Below are 25,464 nucleotides of genomic sequence, written 5' to 3'. Positions count from 1 at the left end.
TCGGTGCTGCTCTCTCCACGAAGTTCCTTCCGCACCAGTGCGCGGGCTTCGTAGCGAGGGGCGCGGCTTGTACCACCGCCGCGTTTTGTGTCAACCGCTCGACTGCTGCTTCTGCTTCCCGACCTGCTCCGCCTCCCATGAGGCGGCAACCCGCTCCAACACCGTCAACGCCCGCGATCGGCTGGCCTGCTGCGGCGAACATCTAAGAATCGGTTCGGAGAATGTCAACTTCCCGTCACCGCCACCGCATCACGCTGGTGCCACCGGAGTGACGCCTGCGTGTCGCCGCGAGGTGGGCGGCTTATCCATCAGGCGATCGGGCGGCGCAAGAAATTTGATGCAGGCCGCTGGCGCGTTGCGACGTGGTGGAGGGGGAACCCGTGGGGGGGCTCCTCCCATTCCCCCGGCGGATTTCAGCTCCCGAACTTGAGCTTGGAGAGGTCCACCCTCCCCCGCCGGCACTTCTCCGCGACCACCACCGAGCGCAGCTCCTGATAGGCGCGCTCGAAGTCGTCGTTCACCACGATGTAGTCGTAGGAGGCGATCCCCCGCTCGATCTCCGAGCGGGCGGCCAGCATCCGGCGGCGGATGGTCTCGTCCGAGTCCGTCTGACGGTCCCGCAGCCGCCGCTCCAGCTCCTCCATGGAGGGGGGCAGCACGAAGATGAGGACCGCGTCGGGGTGCTTGCGCTTGATGGCCTGCCCGCCCTGGACGTCGATGTCGAAGATGGCGGTGCCACGGCGCGTGCGGGCTTCGTCCACCACGGACTGGGGGCTGCCATAGAAGTGGCCGTGGACCTCGGCCCACTCCACGAACTCGCCCTTCTCGATCTTCTCCTGGAAGGCGGCGACTCCCACGAAGTGGTAGTCCACCCCCTCCTGCTCCTTGCCCCGGGGGCGCCGGGTGGTGACGCTGGTGGAGAAGATGCCGTCCGGCATCTCCTTCAGCAGCCGGTGCGCGAGGGTGGTCTTTCCCGCTCCGGACGGCGCGGAGAGGACGAGGAGCAGGCCAGGCTGGAGTCCAGTGGGTTCGTTCATTCGACGTTCTGCACCTGTTCGCGGATGCGCTCGACCTCGGCCTTCATCGAGACCACGCGCGCGGAGATCTCCGCGTGCTGGCTCTTGGAGCCTGTCGTGTTCACCTCGCGGTGCATCTCCTGCACGAGGAAGTCCATGCGCCGGCCCACCGGCTCGGGGCTCGCCATCAGGAGCCGGAACTGCTCGAGGTGGGTCGCGAGCCGGGTCACCTCTTCCGCGATGTCCGTGCGCTCGGCGAACAGGGCCACCTCCTGCGCCAGGCGCTGCGGATCCACCGCCACGCCGCGCGCGAGCTCCGCGACACGCTCGGTGAGCCGCTGCTGGTAGTCACTGACCGCGCGAGGCGCGAGCCGGGCGACCTCCTGGCTCCAGCCCTCGATGAGCTTCATCCGGGCGTCCAGGTCCGCGTGGATGGACTCGCCTTCGGTGTTCCGCATCGTCTCCAGGGCCGCGAGCGCCTGCTGGAGCGCGGTCTGCGTGGCCTGGGTGGCGGACTCCACGTCCACGCCCTTCTCCTCCAGGCGGATGACGCCCGGCTGGTTGGACACCTGCGACCAGGCGATCTCCGTCGACTGGCCCAGGGCCTCGGCGACCTCGCGGAAGGCGCGCGCGTATTCGCGGGCCAGGGCGACATCCACCGTGGGGACGTTGCCCGAGACGGTGGCGGCCTGCCGGCGCACCAGGATCTCCACCGAGCCCCGCGCGAGGCGGTCCTTCACCTGCTTCACGAGGGCAGGCTCGAGCGCGGACAGCTCGCGCGGCAGCCGGACCTTCACTTCGCAGAACTTGTGGTTGAGCGAGCGTGCTTCCACGGAGACCTCTTCGTCCCCCACGCGGGCGCGGCCCGAACCAAATCCGGTCATGCTCTTGAGCATCGGGCCGGGTGCTAGGGGCTTTCGGTCCCAAGGTCAAGCCAGCGTCTTGTGTCCGTTCCAATTCTGGTAGGGTCCGCCGCCGATGGCGTGGCACAAGCGGCTTGAAACGTGGGCGAAGCTGGCACTGACGCTCCTGGCGTCCCTCCTGTTCTGGCGCCCCGGACGCCGCCGTTCTCCCGGGACGCCCCTCCCCCACCCGCGAAAGGTCCTGCTCGTCCGGCCCGACAACCGCGTGGGCGAGGCCCTTCTCACCACACCGCTGATGCGGACCCTCAAGGCGCATCTCCACCCGCCTCCGGAAGTGCATGTGCTGGTGCACGCCAAGGTGGCTCGCGTCCTTCAGGGGCACCCTGACGCGGACGCGGTCCTGGCGTTCGACCGGCGCATGCTCTGGCTGGGGCCGCTGGCGCCTGGCATCCGTGCCCTCCGACGCGCGGGCTATGACGCCGTGGTCGACTGCGCCAACTGGAGTGCTCCTTCGGTGACGAGCGCGCTCGTCTCTCGGATGGTGGGCTCCAGGGCGGTCGTCATTGGCCCCGGTATCTGGCCGGTGTCGCTGCTGCAGTCGGTGTCCGTGCCTGCCCGCTCCGATACGCGGCACGAGGCCATTCAGCGCACCCACCTGCTGACGCCTCTGACGAAGGGCGCTGTCGCCCAGGGGCTTTCGTTCCGGGAGCCGGTGCTGGGCGAGGCGTTCCGCGGCTATCTGGCGACGTTCTCCGCGACGGGTTCGCGGCGCGCCGTCATCAACCCCGGAGGGCGGTTGGGCGAGCGCCGCATCCCGGCCGAGGCGTTCGCCGCGGCGGCCCGGGAGCTGATTTCGCTCGGCTATTCGCCGGTCGTGACCTGGGGGCCGGGAGAGGAGGCCCTGGCTCGGAGCGTGCTCTCCGGCGCTCCGGGGGCGGAGCTGGCTCCGGCGACCAGCATCGATGAGCTGGGTGCGCTCATGCGGACCGCGGGCCTCACCATCTGCAACAACACCGGGCCCATGCACCTGTCGGTCGCCGTGGGCGCTCCCACGCTGGCGTTCTTCCTGCGCATCGACATGGAGCGCTGGGGCCATGCGGTGGCGCCCCACCGGATGGTGGACCTGACGCCCATCGTGGATGGGGCTTACGGCGTGGGGTTGGAGCAGCGCGTGGCCGCGGAGGTCCGGTCGTTCGTCGCGGAGCGGGCCTCGCTCACGGGGTGAGCGGTCGCTCCTGCTCGGGCACCATCTGGGGGACGCCGTCCTCCACGGGCCAGGCCCGCAGGCACCTGCCGCAGCGGACCTCGGGCGGAGGGCCCGGGTGCTCCTCGAGCGGGCCCTTGCAGTGGGGACACCCCAGGATGGACCGCAGCGCCGGGTCCAGGAGCATGGGCTACTTCGCGCCTTCGCGGCCGAGCCGGCGGGCCAGCTCCGTGGTGCTGTGGTCCTTCGGGTCTCCCGCCACGGCCGTCCTGCCTCCGTAGGCCCGGACCTCGTCACCTTCCGGGATGGAGTCCGGCGTGTAGTCCGTCCCCTTCACGTGCACGTCGGGCTTGAGGGCGCGGATGACGGTCCGCACATTCGGCTCATCGAAGACGACGACGCGGTCCGTGCAGGCCAGCGCCGCGACCAGCTCCGCGCGCTCCGCTTCCGGGATGTGCGGACGGCCCGGCCCCTTGTAGGCGCGGGTGGAGGCGTCCGAGTTCACCGCCACCACCAGCACGTCCGCCAGGGCCTTCGCCCCTTCCAGGTAGCGGACGTGTCCGACGTGCAGCAGGTCGAAGACGCCGTTGGCCAGGGCCACCGTGCGGCCCTGCTCGCGCCAGCGTTCCCGCTCCTCCGCGATGGCGGCCAGGGGACGAAGCTTGTCCAGGGTGTTCATCTTGAGCTCCGCAGCGCTTCGAGGAGTTCTTCGCGGGAGACCGTCGCCGTGCCGGGCTTCTGCACCACCAGCGAGCCCGCGACGTTCGCGAGCCTCGCGGCTTCACCGAAGGAGGCCCCGGCCGCGAGGGACAACGCGAAGCTCGCGATGACCGTGTCGCCCGCTCCCGTCACGTCCACCGCCGACTTCGCTCCGTGCACGGGGATGAGGTCCACGCCGCCCTTCGCGTCGAAGACGGCCATGCCGTGGCGGCCTCGCGTCACCAGCAGCGCCTGACAGCCCAGCTTGCGGACCGCTTCGTGACCGGCCTCCAGGAGGTCCTCCTTCGTGCGCACCGGGCGGCCCGTGAGCGCTTCCAGCTCCGGCTCGTTGGGCTTGCACACCGTGAGGCCCGCGAAGGCCGCGAGCGCGTAGCGGCTGTCCACGCAAACCGGGAGGCCGTCCGCGGCGAGCTTTCGCAACACGGCGCGGACCTCGTCGCTGACGACGCCCGCGCCGTAGTCCGAGACCACCACCGCGTCCGCGTCCTTCGCCGCGGCCTCCACCTGCCTGGCGATGGCCTTGCGCATCCGGGGCGGGAGGGGGCCTCGCTGTCCCCGGTCGACGCGGAGCATCTGCTGCCTCGTGGTGCTGATGCCTCCCGCGAGGATTCGCGTCTTCGTCTCCGTCTGGATGCTCCGGCTGCTGACCGCGTGCAGCCGGATGTCCGCGGCTTCGAAGAGCTTGCGCAGCTCGCTGCCCATCGAGTCCACGCCCAGGGCGCCCACCGCCGTCACCTGCCCCGACAGCGCGCGGATGTTGGCCGCGACGTTGGCTCCGCCTCCGAGCTTCACCTCCGAGGACTCGTACCGGACGATGAGCACCGGGGCCTCGCGGCTCACCCGGTCCGTCTGGCCGTAGAGGTAGTGGTCGGCGACCAGGTCTCCCACCAGCAACACCCGGCGGCGCGCGAAGGCGAGGGGCAGGCGCGAGGACGATGCTGCCGGACGTGAAGACGGGGCCGCGGGCATGGGCGCGCTTTGTCCCACAGCGGTCCGGCCCTCACAAGTCGCGCGTCTCTCCCCGCAGACCGAGCGCCCGCTTCAGATGTGCTTCGCCCTCCAGGACCTCCACGCCCAGGCGCACCACCCAGGCCTCGAAGCCGGCGGGCAGGCGCACCGCGTCCTTCTCCGTCGTCACCACGAGCGCCCCGTGCTGGCGGGCCCGGGCTTCGACCTGGCGAAGCTCGTCCGCCGTGAAGTGATGGTGATCCGGGAAGAGGGCCGCGTCCCGGACCTCCGCTCCGAGCGTGGTCACGGTCTTCAGGAAGCCTCCGGGCCGGGCCAGCCCCGCCAATGCGAGGACCGGCTTTCCTTCGAGCGCTTTCGTCGCGTGCTCGGCGCCCGAAGGGTCCCACCACCCCGTGGGCCCATAGCGCGTGCGAACCCTGGGAGCCGTCGAGCCTTCGATCCAGGGGTTGGGCGCAGTGCCTCCCGAGGCGGCTCGCAGCCAGAGGAGCGTGGCGCGGCGCAGGGCCGATGGGGGTTCTCGCAGCGGACCTCTTGGGAGCAGTTGGCCGTTGCCCAGGCCCACGGCTTCGTCCACGACCACCAGGTCTTCGTCACGGTGCAGGCGGCGGTGCTGGAAGCCGTCGTCCAGGAGGACCGTGTCCAGGCCGAAGTCGTCCCTGGCCCGGAACGCCGCCGCGACGCGGTCCGCTCCCACGAAGAGCCGGGCTCCCGGGCACCGGCGTGCGAGCAGCAAGGGTTCGTCTCCGGCTTCCGTCACCGCGGGCAGGGGATCCGTTCCCGTGAAGGTGAGTGGCTCCTGGGATTCGCGTCCGTAGCCTCGGGTCAGGATGCCGACCTTGCGCCCTTCGCGGATCAGCAACTCCGCGAGGTGGAGGACCGCCGGGGTCTTGCCCGTGCCTCCGACGTTCAGGTTGCCGATGGAGATGACCCGCAGACCTTCGACTCGTTCGGCCCGCTTCAGTCCCGAGTCGTAGAGGGCGCCACGCAGGCGGACCGCTGCGCTGTACGTCCAGGACACCAGCGTGAGCGGTGACAGGAGGGCACGACGGGACCAGGGCTCCGGTGCCGGCGGATAGAAGATCCGCTCCAGGGCCGTGGGGCCACCGGTCGTCATCGCCGTGGCTCCGCGGCCTTCTGGTAGAGCGCCAGGATGTCCCGGGCGATGTGCTCGTTCGTCGGGCGCCGGGTCCCCGCCGTCGAGCCGGAGAGCGCGGCGGTGACGACGGCTTCCACCGTGGGCACATCCACCCTCGCGTCGGATAGCTCCGGGAGTGCGCCCTCGCTCACCGCGACCACCCGGACTCCGCAGGCCCTGGCCTGGGCCGCGGCTCTCGCGCTCCAGTCGTTGCCCAGGCCGAGGATCCAGACTTCATCCAGGGCCTGCAGCCACTTCGCGAAGTCCGCTCCCTGCTTGTAGCCCGCGAACGTCACCTGTTCGGTGAGGCCTCGAGCCGCCACTTGTGTCCGCGTCGCTTCGAGCAGGGCCCCATCGCCTACGAGCACGAGGCGGGATCCGGGGCGTTGCTGGCGGAACGCGGCGAAGGCTTCGACTCCCAGTTCGTGACGCCGGCTCTTCTGGAACGTGGAGATCATCCCGACCAGGTGCGTGTCCTCGAGCCCCAGGGTCTGGCGCAGGGCCTTGCGGTCCCGGGGCGGCTCGAACAGCGGGTCCACCAGGGCGGGCAGGACCTGGACGGGGCGATGACGGCCTTCGAGCTTCTCCACCAGGTGGCTCGCCGGCACCGTGTACGCGGCGGCTTCGGGCAGCGAGGAACGCAGCGACCGGGGCGCGTGGATGGAGCGGATCCGCACCGCGCCTTTTGGCGTTCCCCAGCGCGCCACGAGATGATCATGCGTGAAGTGGGCATGGACCACATCCACCGCCCTGCGGCGGAGGGCTCGCAGGTCACTCCAGAGTTCCCAGGGTGGGGACTTCACGGACAACGTCAGGCCTCCCTCGTCCAGGAGGCCCAGTTGCTGGAAGCGGGGAACGGCGGGCTCCTCGGCGGCGATGTCCCGGCGCTTGCGGTCCACCGCCACCGTGACCTCGTGCCCCAGGGCTCGCTGCGCCTGGGCCAGCAGCGCGATGTTCTCCGCGGGGCCGCTCCAGAAGGGGCTCGCGAACAGGTGCAGGATGCGCATCAGCGCTTCACCAGCGAATGGTAGAGGTCCCGGAGCGCCCGGGCTTCGTGCTCGACGCCGCAGCGGCTGCGCGCTTCCTCCGCCGCGTTGCGGCCGACCTGACGGGCCCGCTCCGGTTCGCGGGTCAGCTCGTCCAACAGGTCGCGCAGTCCCTTCACGTCTCCGGGCTCGAAGAAGAAGCCCGTGCGGCCGTGCTCGATGAGGGTGTCCAGGTACGGCAGCTTCGAGGCCACCACGCAGCACCCGGAGGCCATCGCCTCCACGTGCACCAGCGAGTAGCCCTCCGCGTAGGAGGGGTGCACCAGGATGCTCAGGCCCTGGTACCAGGGCTCGATGGTGGACTGCTCTCCCGCGAGGCGCACCCGGTCCTCGATGCCCTGGCGCAGCCCGTTCACCCAGGCCAGGTCCGGCCCCTTCGCGAGCCCCACCAGCACCGCCTGCCAGTCCAGCCGCCTCGGCAACAGGGGCCTCAGCGCTTCGATGAAGTCGCCCTGCCCCTTCTCCTGGCGGATGCGGCCGATGACTCCGATGCCGTAGCGGCCACCCTGCTGGAGCCGGGCCCAGGCCGCGTCCCGGTCCTCCGGTGGGTGGAAGCGCTCAAGGTCGATGCCGTGCGAAATCACCGTGGAGGGGAGCGCGATGACGTCCGAGATCTGCTTCGTGAGCGACACCAGCGCGTCCGCGCCCCTGGCGAGCCAGCGGGTGAAGCGCGTGGGGGCCACCGACGTGTGCCTCGTGAAGACGAGTCGCACCCTTCCGCCCAAGGCCTTCAGGAGCATCCCCGCCAGCAGCTCGTTGTTCCGGTGCGCGTGCCAGACGATGGGCTCCTGGTGCGAGCGGCGGATCAGCTCTCCCCAGGTGATGCGCGGTAGGGCCTCCGTCAGGCCGGAGCCGATGACCCGCGTCTCGTCGCCCTGGGCCAGCGCGGGCACCACGGACTCCACGTGCCGGGTCACTCCCGTGTAGCGCTTGTGGAAGTGGGGATGGACGATGAGGGTCATCGAGGAGCCCTCCTCAGCGTGGCCATGGCCTCCGCGTTGCGCTCACTGGCTCCGGAGATGCGGCGCACCGTGGCTTCGGCCTGGGCGCCCAGTTGCCGCCGGCGTTCGGGATGGGCAAGGAGGTCCTCCAGCGCGGCGTGCAGGGCTTCTCCATCCGCCACTTGAATGCCTCCGTTGCCTTGCAGCACCGCGACGCTGTCGCGGAAGTTGTCCATGTGCGGCCCGAACAGCACGGGCCGGCCCTGCCCCGCCGGCTCCAGGATGTTCTGCCCGCCTCGCTTCGTGAACGAGCCTCCCACGAACACCACCGTCGCCAGGCGGTAGGCGCGCGACAGCTCGCCCATGGAGTCCATCACCACCACCGGGGCTCGCTCCGGGTTGCCCTGCGAGCGCAGGCCCACGGTCAGGTTGCGCTCCCTGGCGAGGGTCTGGATGCGCTCCGCCCGGTTCAGGTAGCGCGGCGCGATGACCAGGCTCAGCGTGGGCCAGCGCTCCCGTAGACGCTGATACACCTGCAACAGGATTTCCTCTTCGCCCTCGTGCGTGCTCCCCGCGAGCCACACCGGATCCGCCGGGGTCAGGCCCAGGGCGGCTCGCAGGGCTTCGTCCTCGGGGGCGGGCCCCGCGGCGAGGGCGTCGAACTTGGTGTTGCCCGTGGTGAGGACCCGCTCGGCCGGTGCGCCGAGGGACTTCGCTCTTTCGGCTTCCTCGTCCTGCCGCATCAGCAGCAGGTCCATGTCCTTCAGCGGGTTCCCGATGAGCCCGAAGAGCGTCCGGTACTTCCCCACGTTCGCCGGTGAGAAGCGCCCGTTGGTCATCACCACGCGGGCCCCGGACTGCTTCGCGGCGCGGATGAGGTTGGGCCAGACCTCCGTGTACTCGAGGACGAGGAGGTCCGGCTGGAGGGCTCGCACGGCCCTTCGTGTCGCGCCCCAGAGGTCATAGGGCGCGTACACGACTCCGTCGATCTGCTTCGCCAGGCGGTCCCTGGCCATCGCGTGGCCGCTGTCCGTCATCGTCGAGAGCACGATGCGGCAGCCGGGGAAGCGCTGGCGCAGCGGGCCGAACATGGGCGCCAGGGCGAGCAGGTCTCCCGCGCTGGCTCCGTGCAACCACAGCAGCGGGCCTTCTCCCTTCGGCAGGTCGCCCGGCCCGTAGAAGCCCAGCCGCTGCTTCAGCCCATGGCGCGTCTTGCGGTACACGCAGAGCACCGGGAACAGCAGCGCGAAGAGGACGTAGGTGGCGACGACGTAGAGCAGGCGCATGGGCGACGTCCCGCGCTCTATCAGATGCCCGGCGGTCTCGGCACCACTCGCACCGGGCTGGGGACCAGCCAGGGCCGCCACTCGTGGCCGAAGAAACGTCCGGGCGCGTGGGCCCAGACCTCCACCTGGACTGCGCCGGGGCCGGTCAGCTCGATGTGCTGCCCGTCGGGTTGCAGGCGACCGTCACCCCACACCCGGACCTCCAGCGTGCCCGGGGGGTGTTCCGGCAGACGCACCGTCAGCACCGTGCCCACGGGGGCCTCCCTCGTGTTCGCGTCGAAGCCTTCCAGGGCGAAGCCGCCCGGCGCTCCGAGCGCACGGAAGACGCAGAGGGCCTGACCGCTCGCCAGGGCCTTCGTGACCTGGGTCGCGGCTTCGCGCGCGTTCTGGGACAGGGGGCCTGACAGCACGCCCGGAGGGAGTTCCATGTCGAGCGCGTTGAAGATGTCCTCGTACGCGGGCACGCCGTGCGCGTCATGGCCGCACAGGGCGATGCGCTTGCGCTCTCGCGCCAGCTCCAGGAAGCGCTCGGTTGGACGTGGCTCCGGGACCGAGAGCAGCATCACGCCGTGCACCGGGTTCACCAGGGAGGCGCCCACCGCGGGCAGGAGCCGGCTCACCGGGCTTCGCAGCGCCTGCCGGAAGAAGGTGTCCGCGGAGTACAGCTCGAAGCCCGGGACCTGGTGCGCCGTCGCTTCGTCCTTCCAGGGGTTCTTCATCTGGACCGGATGCGCGAGGACCGCGGTGCCTCCGGCGGCCTCCACCGCCGCTACGGCCGGAGCTGGTGGTCCCCAGGGCTTCACGCCTTCGATGGGCCGCTGCATGCCGAACGCGGTCAGATGGCCCGCGTCGGTTGAAATCTCCACCCCGGGGATGAGCAGGACGCCATCCACCCAGGTCGCGGAGGGTGGCTTGAAGTCGTTGTGGTCGGTGAGCACCACGAAGTCGAGGCCCGCCGCCTTCGCCGCCCTGGCGACCTCCGCGGGCGTCCCGTGTCCGTCCGAGCGCGTGGTGTGCACGTGGTACGCGCCGCGGATCCACGGCTTCGCGTCCGGCGCGGGCTCGACCACGGGGTAGTCCGCGAAGCCTGCAGCGAAGGCGAAGAAGCCCGCGACGCCCAGGAGCAGGAACAGCACGCCGAACACGGCGCGGATCGCCAGTGCGAGCGGCCGCCTTGCCGTACTGGCCTTGCTCATACCGCCCTCCACTCCGAGGGCCTCACGTTCAGCGCCACGTGGCGGCGTAGTGGCCGGTCTGGCGCCATGGCACGGGAGATGGGCTGCTTCGCCTTGCTCACGCCGCTCCCCGCTCGACGGGGCCTGACGTCTGCAGGCGCCACATGGCGGCGTAGCGGCCTTCCTTCTGGAGCAGCTCCGCGTGGCTTCCACTCTCCACGATGCGGCCCGCCTCCACCACGTGGATGACGTCCGCGTTCGTCACCGTGGACAGCCGGTGCGCGATGACCAGCGCAGTGCGGCCGGGGAGCACCTTCGCCAGCGCGGCCTGGACCTCGCGCTCGTTCTCCGGATCCAGGCTGCTGGTCGCTTCGTCCAGCACCAGCACCGGGGCCCTGGACAGCACCGCCCTCGCGATGCACAGGCGCTGACGTTGACCTCCGCTCAGGATGACGCCTCGCTCGCCGATGCGCGTGTCGTAGCCCTGCGGCAGGCCCTGGATGAAGCTGTCCGCGTTCGCCACCTTCGCCGCGGCCTCCACTTCCTCCTTCGTCGCTTCCGGCCTCGCGTGCCGCAGGTTCTCCAGCACGGTGCCGTGGAAGAGCAGCGGCTCCTGCGTCACCAGCGCGAACTGACTCCGGACGCTCGCCGCCGTGTACGTGTCCGCGTCCACTCCATCCAGGAGGATGCGGCCCTGCTGGGGACGCTCGAAGCGCAGCAGCAGCGACGTCACCGTGCTCTTGCCCCCTCCACTGCCGCCCACCAGCGCCGCCACCTGCCCCACCTTCAGGTCCAGGGTCAGCCCGTCCAGCGCGCGGCGCTCTCCGTAGAAGAAGCGCACGTCCTCCATGCGCAGCGACTCGTGCAGCGCGGGCGCAGGCACCGCGCTGGCGGCGTCCTCCACGGGGTGCTTCAGGTCGAGCAGCGCGAAGAGACGCTCTCCCGCCGCTCCCGCCTGCACCGCGAACTGCGTCACCCGGCCCAGGTCCTTCACCGGCTGGTACACGAGGATGACCGCCGTCAGCAGCGACAGGAGCGCCTCCGGCTCCATCGCCCGCGTCGCCGCCGCGTACCCCAGCGCTCCCGCGAGCGCCGCCGCCGCGAGCACCTCCATCAACCCCGGCACGCCGCCTCGTGCCCAGGCCGCGCCCACCACCGCTTCCTCGTGCGCCTTCGCGTAGGACTCGAAGCGCGCCAGCTCCGCCTGCTGGCCGTTGAAGGCCTGGATGGTGCGCAGCCCTCCCAACCCTTCGTGCAACTGGCCCGCGAGTTGGCCCAGGTGGGCCTGCCCTTCTCGCGTTCCCTTCAGCACCTTGCGCGTCAGCTTCGAGGCGGGCAGCGCCGCCAGCGGAATCACCGCCAGCATCAGCCCTCCGAGCATCGGGCTCATCGCCAGCGCCACGCCCGCGAGCACCAGCACCTGGATCGTGTCCCGCAGGTACGAGCCCACCGTGTACATGGCGGCCAGCTCCACCGCCATCACGTCCGAGGAGAAGCGGCTGAGCAGATCTCCCGTCCGCTCCTTCGACAACTGCGACGGCGACAGCGCCGTGAGCCGCAGGAACAGGTCCCGCCGCAGGTCCTTCACCACGCGCTGCGCGAACAGGCCCATGAAGTAGAACTGGCCCAGGTACCCCACGCCCTTCACCGCGCCCACGCACAGCACGACCACCGGGAAGCCCCAGAGCGCGGCCTCACGCGGCAGGTCCGCCAGCCACGGCACGCGGTGCGCGCTCGCGAAGCCCTCCTCTCCTCCGGACAACAGGAAGCGCAGCGCCGGGCCCAGCAGGTACGCGTACGCGCCCGTGGCGAGCCCCAACACCGCCATGCACACGAAGGCCAGGACGAGGATCCCCGCGTGCGGCTTCGCGTACCGGAGCAGCCGCCAGAGCGCGCGATGCATGACTACTTCACCACCTTCTGCAACGCCGCCCTCGCGAGCACCGAATACGGGTTCAGCTCCAGCACCTTCATCAGCTTCTTGCGCGCGAGCGGCGCGTCGTCCAGGTCGATTTCGATGATGGCCGCGATGATCTGCGCCCGCTCCAGGTACGGGTCCAACGTCAGCGCCTGCTTGAGCACCTTGCGCGCCGCGAGCGCCCGCTGCATCAGCGGCCCGGGCGAGCCCCGGTACTTCGCCCAGGCGAGGTACGAGTAGTACTCGGGCTCGCTGCCGTTGAGCGACACCGCCTCCTCGAAGCCCTGGATGGCCGCCTTGTAGTCGCCCCGCTTCATCGCGGACTCGCCCCGGCGCAGCGCCAGCTCCGCGTCCACGTTGATGGCGGTCGCGCGGCCCACGACCTCCTGGCGGCTGAAGAAGTACTGGAGATAGGCGCGGCGCTTCTCGTCCACGCTCAGCACCCGGTACGCCGCGGACAGCTTCTCCTGCACCTGCTCCAACAGGTCGCGCAGGTCGGAGAGGTCGAACTCCGCGTAGGTGTCCGGGTGAAAGCGCATCGCCGTCTCGTGGTACGCGCGCTCCACCGCCTCCTTGTCCGCCGCGAGGTCCAGCCCCAGCCCGCCGAAGTAGCTGCGCGTGATGATGCGCACCGCCTCCTCGCGCAGCGCCGCCGCCGTCTCCGCGGGCAGGCTCTTGCGCTTGCGCGGCGCGATGACGTCCGGCACCGCCGCCGCGCTCAGCACGTCCGTCCCCGTGGCCACCGGCGTCGCGGAGAACGTCACCCCGCCCGTCAGCTTGAGGAACCACAGCAGCGTGTACGCCGCGCGCAGCTCCGCGCGCCCGTGCGCCAGCAGGTCCTTGAGCACGATGCGGCCATTCACCTGCATGGCCAGCTTGATGTCCTCCGTGTCCAGCGCCATCGACTGGAGGTCCCGGCCGAAGTCCGCCGAGCGCACCGGGTACTCGTTCAGGTGCGCCTTGAGCGCGTTCGCCACCACCCGCAGGGGCATGCGCCTGCGCGCGGCCTCCAGCAGCGGGGCCAGGGCGGGCTGATCCACGGAGGCCACTTCGGAGGAGAACTCGTCGCCCGCGTAGAACGCGTACCGGCCCTCGCGCATGGCCAGCACGCGCCCGAGCCGGTCCCGGGTGAACTCGCGCAGGAGCGCCAGCAGGTCCTCGCCCACCGCCTCCACGCCCACGTCCGCCAGCGCCGCGCCGATGCGCAGCCCGGAGGCGAGCGACTCCACCACCGGCTGCTCCTGCGCCTCCGTGAGGACCCGACGCTCGCGCAGGAAACGCGGCAGCGCGTCCTCCTTCGCGGAGGAGTCGAAGTTCACCGGCCCGCCGCGCAGGAAGTACACCCGGCGCGACAGCCCCTTGAGGGCCACCACCAGCACGCCGTCACGGCGCAGGCGGTAGAGCGAGTGCAGCAGCGCCGGCAGCGGGAAGGCCTTCAGCTCCCCCGCGGCCACCGCGGGCCGCGACAGCGTGGCGGGCAGGCCCGTGAGCGTGAGGGCCTGGGCCGCCTTCACCAGCGCCTCCAGGCGGGGCACCAGTTCGCCCGGCTTGAGCGGATCCGGGATGTACGCGTTGACCTTCAGGTCCAGCACCGAGCCCACGCCCTTGGCCCGGCCCAGGTGCCCCTTGTCGATGGCCACGATGGGCACCCGCCCGCCCTGGCTGTGCCCGCGGATGAGGTGCACGACGTGCTGCCCCTCCACGCGCGGCAGGTCCACGCCCAGCACCACCACGTCCGGGTTGTCCGCCGAGAAGTGCTCCAACGCCATCACGGCGTCATTCACCGCCCGAACGGTGTACCCGGCCTGCGAGAGCAGGCCCGTCAGGTGCTCCAGGGTCGGGGGGTGGCTCTCGGCGAGCAGAAGCGTCTTCAAGGGGGCCGCAGTCTACAACCTCCCTCCCTCCGCGCATCAGCTACGATGAGGGTCTTGCCTCCCATGACGCAGCCATCCCCTCCCCGCATCCTCGTCGTCGCCGGCGAGGCCTCCGGCGACACCCACGCCTCGGAGCTCGTCGCCGCCCTCCAGGCCCTGCGCCCCGACCTCACCTTCTTCGGCATGGGAGGCGCCCGGCTGGCCGCCCGGGGGGTGGAGCTCATCCACGACGCCCGCGAGGTGTCCGTCATGGGCATCACCGAGGTGCTCCCCCGCATCCCCCGCATCCTGCGGATCATGAAGGACCTGGCCCAGGCCGCCGAGGAGCGCCGCCCGGACTGCGCCATCCTGGTGGACATCCCGGACTTCAACCTGCGGCTGGCCAAGAAGCTCAAGGCCCTGGGCATCCCGGTGGCCTACTACGTGTCCCCGATGATCTGGGCCTGGCGCCGGGGCCGCGTGCGCACCATCCAGCGGCTGGTGGACCGGATGCTCTGCATCCTGCCCTTCGAGGAGGACTTCTACCGGGAGGCGGGGGTGCCCGCACGCTACGTGGGCAGCCCCGTGCTGGAGCAGATGCCCCCGTCCGCCAGCGCCCGCGAGTTCCGCCAGCGCCTGGGCCTGCCCGAGGACGCTCCCACGCTCGCGCTCCTTCCCGGCAGCCGGATGAGTGAGATCCGCCGCATCCTGCCCACCCTCGTCGGCGCGGCGAAGCAGCTCGTCTCCGAGCGGCCGGGGCTCCAGGTGGTGGTGCCGGTGGCGCCCACCATCGCCAAGGAGGAGATCCTCTCCCGCTTCGAGGGCAGCGGCGTCACGCCAGTGCTGGTGGACGGGCGCGCGCCGGAGGTCGTGGGCGCGAGCGACGCCGCGGTGGTGGCGTCCGGCACGGCGGTGCTGGAGGCGGGGCTGATGGAGCGGCCGCTCGTCGTCGTGTACCGCGTGTCGCTGGTGACGTACTGGGTGGGCCGGCTGATGCTGAAGGTGGCCTTCGTGTCGCTCATCAACCTGCTGGCGGGCCGGCGCGTGGTGCCGGAGCTGCTCCAGGGGGAGATGACGCCGGAGAACATCGCCTCCGAGGTGCGGCGCGTGTGGCTGCCGGGCGCGCCCCGCGACGCCATGGTCCAGGGCCTGGCCGAGGTGCGCGGCCGCCTGGGCGAGGTGGGGGCCGCCCACCGCGCGGCCCAGACGGTGCTGGAGCTGCTGCCCCCGCGCCCTGTCGCCTGAGCGGGGGAACCGACCGGGTCTGGCGTCGCTTCTGGTGTTCCAGCGCCGGGTTTGGGGTATGTCCGCCCCGTCATGAACCGTGCGCTGGTCTGCATCCCCACCTACAACGAGCGGGACAACATCGGCCCCATCACCCAGGCGGTGCTGGCGGCGGACCCCCGTGTGGACATCCTCGTCGTCGACGACAACTCGCCCGACGGGACGGGGCAGCTCGCGGACGAGCTGGCCGCGAAGGACCCGCGCGTGCGCGTGCTCCACCGCGAGAAGAAGGAGGGCCTGGGCCGCGCGTACCTGGCCGCCTTCCGGTGGGCCCTGGCCCAGGGCTACACGTACATCCTGGAGATGGACGCGGACTTCAGCCACGACCCGCGCTACCTGCCCAGCTTCCTGGACGCCGCGGAGGGCGGCGCGGACCTGGTGCTGGGCTCGCGCTACGTGGACGGCGGCGGCACGGTGAACTGGGGCGTGGGCCGGAAGATCATCAGCCGCGGCGGGTCGCTCTACGCGCGCAGCATCCTGGGCGTGGACGTGCGCGACCTCACCGGCGGCTTCAAGTGCTTCAACCGCCGCGTGCTGGAGGCCATCCACCTGGATGAGGTGCGCAGCACCGGGTACGCGTTCCAGATCGAGTTGACCTACCGCACCCTGCGCAAGGGCTTCACCGTGCGCGAGGTCCCCATCGTGTTCGAGGACCGGCGCGTGGGGCACTCGAAGATGAACAAGAAGATCTTCGTCGAGGCGCTGGGCATGGTCTGGAAGCTGCGCTTCACGGTCTAGAGCGCCATGTCGATGTCCGCCCTGGTGTCCACCTTCCTCGTGTCGCTGTCCGCCATCTTCTTCGTGGTGGACCCGATTGGCGTCGTGCCGCTGTTCCTGGCGATGACGGCGGGGGACACCAAGCAGCAGATCCGGAGCACCGCCCTGCGCGCCTGTCTGGTGGCGTGCGGGATGATGCTGTTCTTCGCCGTCTTCGGCCGCGTCATCTTCCAGGTGTTCGCGGTGTCGCTGGGCGCCTTCCGCGTGGCCGGCGGCATCCTGCTGCTCATCACCTCCCTGGACATGCTGCGCGCCCGCCCGTCCTCCACGCGCACCAGCCCTACCGAGGAAGAAGAGGGCGTGGTGAAGGAGGACGTGGCCATCGTCCCGCTGGCCATCCCGCTGCTCGCGGGGCCGGGCGCCATCGCCACCGCCATGGTGCTGATGGCGCGCTCCGGGACGTCCTTCGTGTCCGCGCTGCCGGTGGTCGCGGCGGTGCTGCTGACCTTCACGGCGACCTACTTCATCCTCAACGCGTCCAGCCTGGTGCAGCGGGTGCTGCGTCAGTCCGGCGTCGCCATCCTGGAGCGCGTGTCAGGCCTCATCCTGGCCGCCATCGCGGTGCAGTTCATCGCGGACGGGGCGAAGGACCTGCTCAAATAGTGTCCGCGCCCGCCACCCACACGGCGCCGTCCTTGCGCACGGTGCCCTGGGGGCGGCCCTCCATGGTGAGGTGCTCCGGGCTGGAGCGCCGCGCGTCGTACGCGTAGCCGCCCTGGACCTCCTGCAGGTACACCACCACGGCGTCCACCACGTTCTCCTGCACGACCTTGAAGGACTCGTTCGCGCACTGGGTCTCACCGGTGAAGAAGCGCTCCAGCGAGCCCTCCTCCGGGTGGCGCACGTAGACGACCACGGGGGCCCTCTCCTCCTTGCCCTCGGCGACGAACTTCTGGATGGCCTTCGCGGGCTCGGGCTGCCGCATCAGCGCCTGGAGGAGCGTGCACTTCTCGTCCTCGGCCCGCACGCGCTGCTCGAGGGGGACCGTGTGCACGCAGCCCGCCGTCCCCAGCAGGCCCAGGCCCGCCACGGCGAGCGCCCAACGGATGCGAGGAAGTTCCACCATGTGTCACCTCAAGGCTTGCGCCAGCGAGGGGCGAAGGGCGCGCTCGTCAGGGACGGGTCCTCCACCGCGATGATGTATTCGGCGCGGCGGTTGGCCGCCTCCGCCGTCTCGTCCGGCGTGGGCACCGCCGGGGACTGCTCACCAAAGCCCTCGTAGAAGACTGGTACCTTCAGGCCCCGTTGGCGGAAGTAGGACGCGATGCTCTTCGCCCGCTTGAGTGACAGCTCGCGGTTGTCCTCCGTGCGCCCCACCGTGTCGGTGTGCCCGAGCACGTACAGGCGCAGCGACGCCCAGCGGCCGTACTTATTCAGCGCCTCCGTGATGCTCCTGTAGCTGGCGTCCAGCTTGCCCTTCTCCGCCGGCGGGATGTCCGAGCGGCCGGAGGCGAAGGTCACCTCCTCGTGCGGGATGTCCACCTGCCACGGGTAGAGGTCCACGCCGGTGTAGAAGTCGGAGGTGTCGTAGGCCCTCAGGCGGATGTGCATCACCTTGCCCTCCGCCGGCAGCCACTTCACCTCCAGCGGCGTGCCCGCGGGCGCGCCCTTGAAGTCCACGTCGCCCGCGAAGGCCGTCTTGCCGGTGTCCATCTTCACCGTGACTTCCGTCTTCGCGGCCGGGCGGGACAGCGTGAAGCGCAGCTTGCGCCCGGCCACGTCCACGTCCTCGGGGCGCACCTCCATCCTCAGCGGGCCGTTGACCTCCGTGTCGAAGGAGAGCGGCATGCTCCCCGGCTCCGCCCCGCCCGGGAAGCGCACGGTGAGCTCGCCCTCGTAGTGGAACTTCCCTTCCGGCTGCTCCAAGGCGACGCGGCGGGTGATGCCCGGCTTGCCGCCCCCCTTGAGCTCCACCGTCTTGCCGTCGCTGCGCTTGAGCTTCACCTCGAAGCCGTCGATGGGCTCCTCGATGTGGACGAGCAGCGCGGGCACGCCTTCACCCAGCGCCGCCTTGCCCTCCAGCGACACCCGGATGGCCTCCGCGGAGGCGGGGAGCGGCAGGCCCAGCAGGGCCACGAGAGGTAGGAGTCGGACGGACATGCGGCGTCAACCTCGGCGTCGCGGGGGGAGGTGGGGAGGCAACTCCAGCCCGGGGGAAGGGATTCCCGGCGAGCCTACCGCACGCCCACCAGGGTGATGCCCCGCGCGGTGGCCCCCGCGAAGAGGGCGGGTGCGTCCAACAGCACCGTGCGCCCTACCTCCAGCGCCAGCACCCGGGCGCCCACCTCCGCCATGACCTCCAGCGTGCGGGGCCCCACGGCGGGCAGGTCGAAGCGCAGGTCCTGCTCCGGCTTGCAGCGCTTCACCACCACCGCGCCCGGGCCGCCCAGCTTCGCGCCCCGGCGGATGGTCTCGTCGGTGCCCTCCACGGCCTCCAGCGCCAGCACGTGGCCTTCACGCACCACCACCGTCTGGCCCACGTCCGCCTGCCCCAGGAGCACCGCCACCTCGCGGCCCAGGGCCACGTCCTTCTCCTGCGCGGGCTTGAGCGCGGGGCCGGCCAGGTGCCCTTCGGGGCAGAGCACCTCGCCCAGGAAGTCCGTGGGCGCGATGATGGTGATGCCCTGCGCCTCGAAGTCCGCGGCCACCGCGCGCAGCAGCGCGTCATCCCGGAAGCTGCGCAGGCGGGAGATGATGCGCACCGCGCCCAGGTCCGGCCGGGCCTCCGTGAGCGCGCGCACGTGGCCGATGCCGCCCGCCATGGCCGCACGGGTGACGCCCGCCTGGCGAAAGACCTTCTGGATGCGGCCCACCTGCCCCACGCGCACCCAGGCGAAGTGGCCGACCTCCTGCTCCAGCGCCGGGTCCGTCTCTCCCCGGTGCGCGGCCACCACGACCTCCAGGCCGCGCGCCCGGGCGGCCCGCGCGAAGAGGAAGGGAAGCTGGCCGTTGCCGGCGATGAGCCCGATGCGCTCCACCCACTCCCCTCCGTGCCCTAGTGAGAGGGCCTAGCGCGTGACGCCGCGCTTGCTTGTCTCCACGAAGCGAACCAGGTGCTCCACCTCCGGGTGGCCGGAGAGCTCCCCGCGAAGCTGCGCGAGCGCGTCCTGGAGCCCCAGCTTGGAGCGGAAGAGGATGCGGTAGGCCTCCTTCACCCGGCCAATCTGCTCCTCGGTGAAGCCGCCGCGCTCCAGGCCCACGGTGTTGAGGCCCACCAGCGTGGCCCGGTCCCCCTGCACGGTGCAGTACGGGGGCACGTCCATGGTGACCATGGAGCCGCCGGAGATGAAGGCGTAGCGCCCCAGCCGGGTGAACTGGTGCACCGCGACCAGGCCCGAAATCTTCACCGCGTCCTCCACCACCACGTGGCCCGCGAGCGCGGCCCCGTTGGCGAGCAGGACCTCATTGCCCACGATGCAGTCGTGCGCGATGTGGCTGTTGGCGAGCAGCAGGTTGCGGTGGCCCAGGCGCGTGGCGCCGCCGCCGGCCACCGTGCCCAGGTTCACCGTGACGAACTCACGGATTTGGTTCTCGTCGCCAATGACGAGCTCCGTGTCCTCGCCCGCGTACTTGAGGTCCTGGGGCGCCGCGCCCACGGAACAGAACTGGAAGAGGTGGTTGCGCTCCCCCAACGTGGTGCGGCCCTCGATGACGACGTGCGGCCCGATGCGGGTGCCCGCGCCAATGACGACCTGGGGCCCGATGACCGAGAACGGCCCCACCTCCACGGTGTCGTGGAGGCGGGCCCCCGGATGGACGACCGCGGTGGGATGAACCTGCGCCATGTCCTTCTCTCCTCAGCAGCGCGTATGACGCGCCCTACGGCGCCGCGCTCTCGTCGCCCTTGGCGGCCTTGTTCTTGTCCACCACGGTGGCGAGGAACTCCCCTTCCGCCACCCTGGCGCCATCCACCGACGCCACACCCTTCGTCTTCCAGATGGCGCCCTTGTGGCGGATGACTTCAATGTCCAACTGGAGCCGGTCTCCGGGCACCACCGGCTTGCGGAAGCGCGCGTTGTCCACGCCCATCAAGTACGTGACGAGCCGCGTCGGGTCCATGGCTTCCGTCTTATACGCAAGGATGGCCGTGGCCTGGGCGAGCGCCTCCAGGATGAGCACGCCCGGCATCACCGGGTGCCCCGGGAAGTGGCCGTTGAAGAAGGGCTCGTTGATGGTGACGTTCTTGTACGCCGTGAGCTTCTGGCCCGGCACGATTTCCACCACCCGGTCCACCAGGAGGAACGGGTAGCGGTGCGGGAGCAGCGCCTGGATCTCGCCAATGTCCATCATCCGCCCTTCTCCTTCTCCAACAGCTCCACCCTCTTGCGAAGGGCACGCACTTCCTTGAGCAGGTCCGCCAGTTGCCCCGACGCGGCGCTGGCGCGCAGCCAGTCCTTGTGGGGGATGGCGGGGCTGCCACTGACGACCTGCCCGTCCGGAACGTCATGGGCGACGCCCGACTGCGCGCCCACCTTGGCCAGGTCTCCCACGCGGATGTGGCCCACCACGCCCACCTGCCCCGCGAGCACCACGCCGGTGCCCACCTCCGCCGACCCCGACACGCCCGCCTGCGCACAGATGAGCGACAGCGGGCCCACGCGCACGTTGTGGGCGATCTGCACCAGATTGTCGAGCTTCGTCCCCCGGCCCACCACCGTCTCACCCACCGTCGCGCGGTCGATGCAGGTGCAGGCGCCCACCTCCACGTCGTCCTCGATGCGGACGATGCCCACCTGGGGAATCTTGAAGTGGCGGGGGCCGTCCTCGCCCTCCGCGTCGAAGGCGAAGCCGAAGCCGTCCGCGCCCACCACCGACGAGGCGTGGAGGATGACGCGCGAGCCCACCACGCAGCCCTCGCGCACCGTGGCGTGCGGGTACAGCACGCAGTCTTCACCGACGCGCGCGCCCTCCCCCACATAGGCCCCGGGGTGCAGCACCGTGCGGGCACCGACGTGGGCGCCCTTCTCCACCACCGCCCCGGCCTTCAGCGTGGCCTCCGGGTGCACCGTGGCCTCCGGGTGCACGTGGGCGGCCGGGTGGATGCCCGCGGCGGGCCGCGCGGCCGGGTGGAACAGGGTGAGGAGCTTCGCGTAGGCCAGGTGCGGGTTGGGCACCCGCACCAGGGCCACGCCGTCGCGAGCGGGGGCATCCATCCCCACCAGCACCGCCGAGGCGCGGGTGGCCTCGAACTGCTTGCGGTAGCGGGGGTTGCCGTAGAACGACACCTCCCCCGGGACCGCTTCCTCCAGGCCGTTCAGGCCATGGACGAGCAGTCCGGGGTCGCCGAGGAGCTCACCCCGGACGTGGGCGGCGATGTCCCCCAGCCGGTGCGCGTTGGGTGCGGAAGGCACGGGGGTGTCCAACGCCTACTTCTTGACCGGGGCGTCCTTGGCCGCCGGCGCGGGCTTCTTGGAGGCGCTGTTGTTGTAGCTGCGAACGACTTCGTTGGAGATGTCGTACTGGGACAGCGCGAAGACGATGCCGGAGTCGCGCTTGTCCAGCACCATGCCCAGGCCGTCCCGCTCCGCGATGGACGCGATGACCTGGTCGATGCGGTTGACGATGGGCTCCATCTCCTGGCGCTCCTTGTTGGCGGCCTCGGCGCGGCTGCGCTCGTACTTCTGCGCCAGCTCCATCACCTTCTTCTGGAGCTCGGTGGCCTTCTGGGTGCGCGTGGCCTCGCTCATGGCGCTGGCCTGCTTGTCCAGGGTGTCCTTCTCCTTGCGCAGGGCCTCCTGCTCCTTGTCGATCTCCTTCTGGCGGTCCTCCAGCCACTTCTGGAGACGGGCCTTGGCGGCCTTGCCGTCGTCCACCTCCAGCAGCACGCGCTGCAGGTCGACGTAGGCCACCTTGAGCTCGGCGGCCGAAGCGGCAACCGGGAGGGCGAGCGACAGGACAGCGGCGGCAGCCGCCAGGGTGCTTCGAAGCGACATGGGTCAAGGCTCCTCGGAAAGGGTGCTGCAGGCTCCGACGTCCGCCCTCCCGGCCTGTTCACTTCCGCCTGGAAGGGGCGGAAGCGCGGTGGCCGGGGGGGCCTTGGGGTCGATGCCTATCAGAAGAAGTTACCGATCGTGAACTCGAACAGGATGGGGTCGTCCGACGGCCGCTTGGTGAGCGGAATGCCCCACTCGAAGCGCAGGGGCCCGATGGGCGAGAACCAGCGGAAGCCGAAGCCCGCCGAGTGGAAGAGGCCCAGCGGCAGCTTGTCCTGCCGGTCCTCGAAGAACTTCTCGTTGGAGCCGAAGGCATTGCCGGCGTCGTAGAAGAGCACGCCGCGCAGGCCGGCCTTCTCGAAGATGGGGAACTCCAGCTCGAAGTTGAAGATGAGCTGCTTGTTGCCGCCCACCCGGAACTCGGTGACGTTGGCGTCCGGGTTGTCCGCGCGCGGCACCAGCAGCGTGGGGCTGATGCTGCGCAGGTAGTAGCCGCGGATCGTGTTGATGCCGCCCACGTAGTAGAGCTCGCTGATGGGCAGCGGCTTGCTGGAGTCGAGCTGCTGCACGTAGCCCAGCGTGGCGTTCGTCTTGAAGACGAAGCCCAGCGGCATGGGGAAGTACAGGCGCGAGTAGGCGGTGTAGCGGTTGAAGAGGAACGTGCCGCCCAGGAACGAGGGCGCCGTCTCCACCGAGCCGTAGTGGATGAAGCCGCGCGACGGGAAGAGGCGGTTGTCACGCCGGTCGAAGGACACCGACAGGCGCAGCGCGCTGGTGACGCCGGACTGGAACTGGTTGGCGAGCAGCACCGCGCCAATGCCCTGCCCCGCCTGCACGTCCACGTACTCGCGCGAGTAGCCGACGGTGGCGAGCACGTCGTCCACCAACTGGCGGCCCAGGGAGATGGTGCCGCCCGTGGAGTTGCGGATGAAGCCTTCGTAGTCCGCCTGCACGCGGAAGAACTCCGCGGACAGGAGGTAGTTCGTGTCCAGGAAGTACGGGTCGTAGAACGACAACTGGACGAGCGAGCGCAGGCCGGAGATCTGCGCGGACGCGGACACGCTCTGGCCCCAGCCGAGGAAGTTGTTCTGCGACACCTGGGCCGTGAAGATGAAGTTCTCCACGTTGGAGAAGCCCAGGCCCACCTGGAAGGTGCCCGTGGCCTTCTCCTTCACCTCCACCTGCAACACGATGGCGTTGTCGGAGCTGCCCGGGTGCTGGGTGATTTCGACGGTCTCGAAGAAGCCCAGCGCGGTGACGCGCTCGCGGCTGCGCTTCACGCCGGTGCCGTTGTAGAGCTCGCCCTCGTAGACGCGCAGCTCGCGGCGGATGACCTTGTCGCGCGTCTTCGTGTTGCCGACGACGTCGATGCGCTCGATGTTGACGAGCGGGCCCTTCTGGATGTCGAAGGTGAGGTCCACCGTCCGGTCTTCCGCGTTCACGGAGGTGACGGGGTTGATGTTGGCGTACGCGTACCCCTTGTCGAAGTACACGTCGGAGATGGCGGAGATGTCCGTGGAGAGCTGGCCGCGGTTGAAGCGCTGCTTGGGGCGCGACTTCATCAGCTTCAGCAGCTCCTCCGGCGGGCGCTCCAGGTCTCCCGCGAAGTCGATCTTCCCGATGTCGTACGACTCACCCTCGGTGATGTGCAGGGTGATGTAGATGTCGCGCTTGTCCGCGGACAACTGCACGGTGGGCTTGTCGATGCGAACGTTGATGAAGCCGCGGTCGTAGTAGGCGATCTGGATGACGGCGAGGTCGCGCTGGAAGGCCTCCTCGCGGTAGGTGCCCTCGCCGGTGAAGAAGGACAGGAAGCCGCCCTCCTTCGTGATCATGGTCGCCTTGAGCTCCTCCGGGGACACCTTCTCCGCGCCCTGGAGGACGATCTGCTTCACCATCACCTTCGAGTGCTCGTTGATGACGTAGACGACGTTGACCGCGGCGCCGTTCTCCACCGGATCCAGCCGGTACGTCACCTCCGCCAGGAAGTAGCCCTTCTCGACGTACTTCTCCTGGATCTTCTTCTGCGTGGCGCGCACGGCCTCGATGTCGAGGATGGCGCCGGCCTTGAGCTCCAGTTGCTCCTTCAGGTCGTCCGCGCTGAGCTCTTCATTGCCCTGCAGTTGCACGGCGCGGATGACGGGGCGCTCCACCACGCGCACCACGTACGCGATGCCGTTGGCCATGCGCTGCGCGAGCAACTGCACGTCCGTGAAGTAGCCCAGGGCCCAGATGGCGCGCAGGTCCTCCGCGGAGCGCGTGAGCGGGTCACCGACGCGGGTGCGCAGGGCGCGGCGGACGGCCTCCGACTCCACGCGGCGGTTGCCCTCGATGCGGATCTCCACCACCCGGTCCGAGGGGGAGACGTTGGTGTCCTCGTCATCCGGAGAGGAGGCCAGCGGCACGTCCGCGCCCGTGGGCGTGCCCCCATCCGGAGGCGACACGGGCGTGGCGGCGGGAGTGGACGGCGGGACGACGGTGGGCGAGCCCGCGTCCACGTCCACCTGGGCGTAGGCAGAAACGGGCCCGAGCGCCCAGAGGGCGACCGCCAGCAGCGGGAGCAATGACTTGCGCAGAACGGTGAGCCTCAAGTGCAGTCCGGCCAGGAAAAGGCGGGGCAATGTACGGGATGGGGGGAGGGCCCCTCAATCCAAAAGCGAGTGGCCATCAGGCCTCCGACACCTGCCCGCCGGCCAGTCTCAGACGGCGGGGCATGGAGCGAGCAAGCGTCTCGTTGTGCGTGACGACGACGGCGGTGATGCCCAGGTCCCGGTTGACGTCCCGGAGCAACTGGTGGATGCCCTCGCCCGTCGTGGGGTCCAGGTTGCCCGTGGGCTCGTCCGCGAGCAGCACCGCGGGCTTGAGCACCAGGGCGCGCGCCAGGGCCACGCGCTGGGCCTCGCCGCCGGACAGCTCGCCGGGGCGGTGGTCCACGCGGCTGCCCAGGCCCACGCGCTCCAGGAGCTCACGGGCGTAGGCGTACGCGGGGCCGCGGTCCCGGCGCTGGATGAGCGCGGGCATGGCCACGTTCTCCAGCGCGGTGAACTCCGGCAGCAGGTAGTGGCTCTGGAAGACGAAGCCGATGGTGCGGTTGCGGAACTCGGCGATCTCCGCGTCGTTCATGGCGAAGACGGACTTCCCGTCGAAGAGGACTTCACCGGCGGCGGGGGCATCCAGCGTGCCCATCACGTGCAGGAAGGTGCTCTTGCCCGCGCCGGACGCGCCAATCATGGAGACGAGCTCGCCGGCGTTGATGTCCAGCGACACGTCGCGCAGCACGTCGATGCGCTTGCCGTGCAGGAAGTAGCTCTTGAAGACGTTGCGGATGGACAACAGCGCCATGG

Annotated in this window: 25 protein-coding genes; 4 read left to right on the top strand and 21 right to left on the bottom strand. The window is 70.4% G+C overall.

All coding sequences use genetic code 11. The features are described from left to right. Positions 1 to 413 precede the first annotated feature (413 nt). Both gmk and K8556_RS31885 read right to left on the bottom strand, forming a co-directional pair. Positions 414 to 1,037 (bottom strand): guanylate kinase, encoded by a 624-nt coding sequence (gmk, locus tag K8556_RS31890; RefSeq protein ID WP_223743877.1) that lies wholly within the window; start codon positions 1,035 to 1,037, stop codon positions 414 to 416. Beyond that, positions 1,034 to 1,912, bottom strand: a complete 879-nt coding sequence (locus K8556_RS31885; RefSeq protein ID WP_223743876.1) for a YicC/YloC family endoribonuclease — start codon at positions 1,910 to 1,912, stop codon at positions 1,034 to 1,036. The genes gmk and K8556_RS31885 overlap by 4 nt, the downstream gene beginning before the upstream one ends. Positions 1,913 to 1,994: 82 nt before the next feature. Between K8556_RS31885 and K8556_RS31880 the strand changes: the two genes are divergently transcribed. Then, positions 1,995 to 3,104 carry a glycosyltransferase family 9 protein gene (locus K8556_RS31880; protein ID WP_223743875.1) on the top strand — a complete coding sequence of 370 codons (1,110 nt, stop codon included), beginning with the start codon at positions 1,995 to 1,997 and terminating at the stop codon, positions 3,102 to 3,104. Here K8556_RS31880 and K8556_RS31875 read toward each other — a convergent pair. The 10 genes from K8556_RS31875 to K8556_RS31830 all read right to left on the bottom strand — a co-directional run bounded on the left by K8556_RS31875 (position 3,094) and on the right by K8556_RS31830 (position 14,147). Continuing rightward, complete coding sequence (locus tag K8556_RS31875; RefSeq protein ID WP_223743874.1) at positions 3,094 to 3,270, bottom strand: Trm112 family protein; 177 nt, start codon at positions 3,268 to 3,270, stop codon at positions 3,094 to 3,096. The genes K8556_RS31880 and K8556_RS31875 overlap by 11 nt on opposite strands. 3 nt (positions 3,271 to 3,273) lie before the next feature. Further along, complete coding sequence (locus K8556_RS31870; RefSeq protein ID WP_223743873.1) at positions 3,274 to 3,762, bottom strand: adenylyltransferase/cytidyltransferase family protein; 489 nt, start codon at positions 3,760 to 3,762, stop codon at positions 3,274 to 3,276. After that, entirely contained in the window at positions 3,759 to 4,772 is a 1,014-nt protein-coding gene (locus K8556_RS31865) for a bifunctional heptose 7-phosphate kinase/heptose 1-phosphate adenyltransferase (RefSeq protein WP_223743872.1), read from the bottom strand. The genes K8556_RS31870 and K8556_RS31865 overlap by 4 nt, the downstream gene beginning before the upstream one ends. A gap of 31 nt (positions 4,773 to 4,803) precedes the next feature. Continuing rightward, positions 4,804 to 5,886 carry a tetraacyldisaccharide 4'-kinase gene (gene lpxK, locus K8556_RS31860; protein ID WP_223743871.1) on the bottom strand — a complete coding sequence of 361 codons (1,083 nt, stop codon included), beginning with the start codon at positions 5,884 to 5,886 and terminating at the stop codon, positions 4,804 to 4,806. Then, a complete protein-coding gene (locus K8556_RS31855; RefSeq protein ID WP_223743870.1) occupies positions 5,883 to 6,914 on the bottom strand; it encodes a glycosyltransferase in 1,032 nt (343 codons plus the stop codon). Before K8556_RS31855 ends, lpxK begins: the two co-directional genes overlap by 4 nt. Beyond that, positions 6,914 to 7,915 (bottom strand): glycosyltransferase family 4 protein, encoded by a 1,002-nt coding sequence (locus K8556_RS31850; protein WP_223743869.1) that lies wholly within the window; start codon positions 7,913 to 7,915, stop codon positions 6,914 to 6,916. The genes K8556_RS31855 and K8556_RS31850 overlap by 1 nt, the downstream gene beginning before the upstream one ends. Further along, positions 7,912 to 9,180: a 3-deoxy-D-manno-octulosonic acid transferase gene (locus K8556_RS31845; RefSeq protein ID WP_223743868.1), complete on the bottom strand. Its 1,269-nt coding sequence runs from the start codon at positions 9,178 to 9,180 to the stop codon at positions 7,912 to 7,914. The genes K8556_RS31850 and K8556_RS31845 overlap by 4 nt, the downstream gene beginning before the upstream one ends. A 20-nt stretch (positions 9,181 to 9,200) precedes the next feature. Then, positions 9,201 to 10,376: a PHP domain-containing protein gene (locus tag K8556_RS31840; RefSeq protein WP_223743867.1), complete on the bottom strand. Its 1,176-nt coding sequence runs from the start codon at positions 10,374 to 10,376 to the stop codon at positions 9,201 to 9,203. A gap of 97 nt (positions 10,377 to 10,473) precedes the next feature. Beyond that, a complete protein-coding gene (locus tag K8556_RS31835) occupies positions 10,474 to 12,258 on the bottom strand; it encodes an ABC transporter ATP-binding protein (RefSeq protein ID WP_223743866.1) in 1,785 nt (594 codons plus the stop codon). Positions 12,259 to 12,260: 2 nt separating this feature from the next. Then, positions 12,261 to 14,147 carry a DUF4388 domain-containing protein gene (locus tag K8556_RS31830; protein WP_223743865.1) on the bottom strand — a complete coding sequence of 629 codons (1,887 nt, stop codon included), beginning with the start codon at positions 14,145 to 14,147 and terminating at the stop codon, positions 12,261 to 12,263. Between the two features lie 63 nt (positions 14,148 to 14,210). Between K8556_RS31830 and lpxB the strand changes: the two genes are divergently transcribed. The 3 genes from lpxB (at position 14,211) to K8556_RS31815 (ending at position 16,790) form a co-directional block, all read left to right on the top strand. Beyond that, positions 14,211 to 15,371, top strand: coding sequence for a lipid-A-disaccharide synthase (gene lpxB / locus K8556_RS31825; RefSeq protein WP_223743864.1), 1,161 nt, complete (start codon positions 14,211 to 14,213; stop codon positions 15,369 to 15,371). A 72-nt stretch (positions 15,372 to 15,443) separates the two neighbouring features. After that, positions 15,444 to 16,148 (top strand): polyprenol monophosphomannose synthase, encoded by a 705-nt coding sequence (locus tag K8556_RS31820; protein WP_223743863.1) that lies wholly within the window; start codon positions 15,444 to 15,446, stop codon positions 16,146 to 16,148. Positions 16,149 to 16,154: 6 nt separating this feature from the next. Beyond that, on the top strand, positions 16,155 to 16,790 hold the full coding sequence (locus K8556_RS31815; protein WP_370639995.1) for a MarC family protein: 636 nt from the start codon (positions 16,155 to 16,157) through the stop codon (positions 16,788 to 16,790). Here the strand turns inward: K8556_RS31815 and K8556_RS31810 are convergent. The 9 genes from K8556_RS31810 to K8556_RS31770 form a co-directional block, all read right to left on the bottom strand. Continuing rightward, on the bottom strand, positions 16,783 to 17,253 hold the full coding sequence (locus K8556_RS31810; protein ID WP_223743862.1) for a hypothetical protein: 471 nt from the start codon (positions 17,251 to 17,253) through the stop codon (positions 16,783 to 16,785). The genes K8556_RS31815 and K8556_RS31810 overlap by 8 nt on opposite strands. An 8-nt stretch (positions 17,254 to 17,261) precedes the next feature. Continuing rightward, a complete protein-coding gene (locus K8556_RS31805) occupies positions 17,262 to 18,287 on the bottom strand; it encodes an OmpA family protein (RefSeq protein WP_223743861.1) in 1,026 nt (341 codons plus the stop codon). Between the two features lie 74 nt (positions 18,288 to 18,361). Continuing rightward, the gene (locus K8556_RS31800) at positions 18,362 to 19,165 is read right to left on the bottom strand and encodes a UDP-2,3-diacylglucosamine diphosphatase LpxI domain-containing protein (protein WP_223743860.1); all 804 of its coding nucleotides are present in this window, start codon (positions 19,163 to 19,165) and stop codon (positions 18,362 to 18,364) included. Between the two features lie 30 nt (positions 19,166 to 19,195). After that, positions 19,196 to 19,972: an acyl-ACP--UDP-N-acetylglucosamine O-acyltransferase gene (gene lpxA, locus K8556_RS31795; protein ID WP_223743859.1), complete on the bottom strand. Its 777-nt coding sequence runs from the start codon at positions 19,970 to 19,972 to the stop codon at positions 19,196 to 19,198. 34 nt (positions 19,973 to 20,006) lie between these two features. Further along, positions 20,007 to 20,477 (bottom strand): 3-hydroxyacyl-ACP dehydratase FabZ, encoded by a 471-nt coding sequence (fabZ, locus tag K8556_RS31790; protein WP_206797923.1) that lies wholly within the window; start codon positions 20,475 to 20,477, stop codon positions 20,007 to 20,009. Continuing rightward, positions 20,474 to 21,538: a UDP-3-O-(3-hydroxymyristoyl)glucosamine N-acyltransferase gene (gene lpxD / locus K8556_RS31785; protein WP_223743858.1), complete on the bottom strand. Its 1,065-nt coding sequence runs from the start codon at positions 21,536 to 21,538 to the stop codon at positions 20,474 to 20,476. The genes fabZ and lpxD overlap by 4 nt, the downstream gene beginning before the upstream one ends. A 15-nt stretch (positions 21,539 to 21,553) precedes the next feature. Continuing rightward, positions 21,554 to 22,120 carry an OmpH family outer membrane protein gene (locus tag K8556_RS31780; RefSeq protein WP_120619223.1) on the bottom strand — a complete coding sequence of 189 codons (567 nt, stop codon included), beginning with the start codon at positions 22,118 to 22,120 and terminating at the stop codon, positions 21,554 to 21,556. Positions 22,121 to 22,239: 119 nt separating this feature from the next. Beyond that, the gene (gene bamA, locus K8556_RS31775) at positions 22,240 to 24,711 is read right to left on the bottom strand and encodes an outer membrane protein assembly factor BamA (RefSeq protein ID WP_223743857.1); all 2,472 of its coding nucleotides are present in this window, start codon (positions 24,709 to 24,711) and stop codon (positions 22,240 to 22,242) included. Positions 24,712 to 24,787: 76 nt separating this feature from the next. After that, entirely contained in the window at positions 24,788 to 25,462 is a 675-nt protein-coding gene (locus tag K8556_RS31770; RefSeq protein ID WP_223743856.1) for an ABC transporter ATP-binding protein, read from the bottom strand. Positions 25,463 to 25,464 lie beyond the last annotated feature (2 nt).

The organism is Corallococcus sp. AS-1-12 (assembly GCF_020036995.1).
Taxonomy (GTDB): domain Bacteria; phylum Myxococcota; class Myxococcia; order Myxococcales; family Myxococcaceae; genus Corallococcus.
Note: the sequence above shows the minus strand (reverse complement) of the source record. Positions and strands in the feature narration are given on the sequence as shown.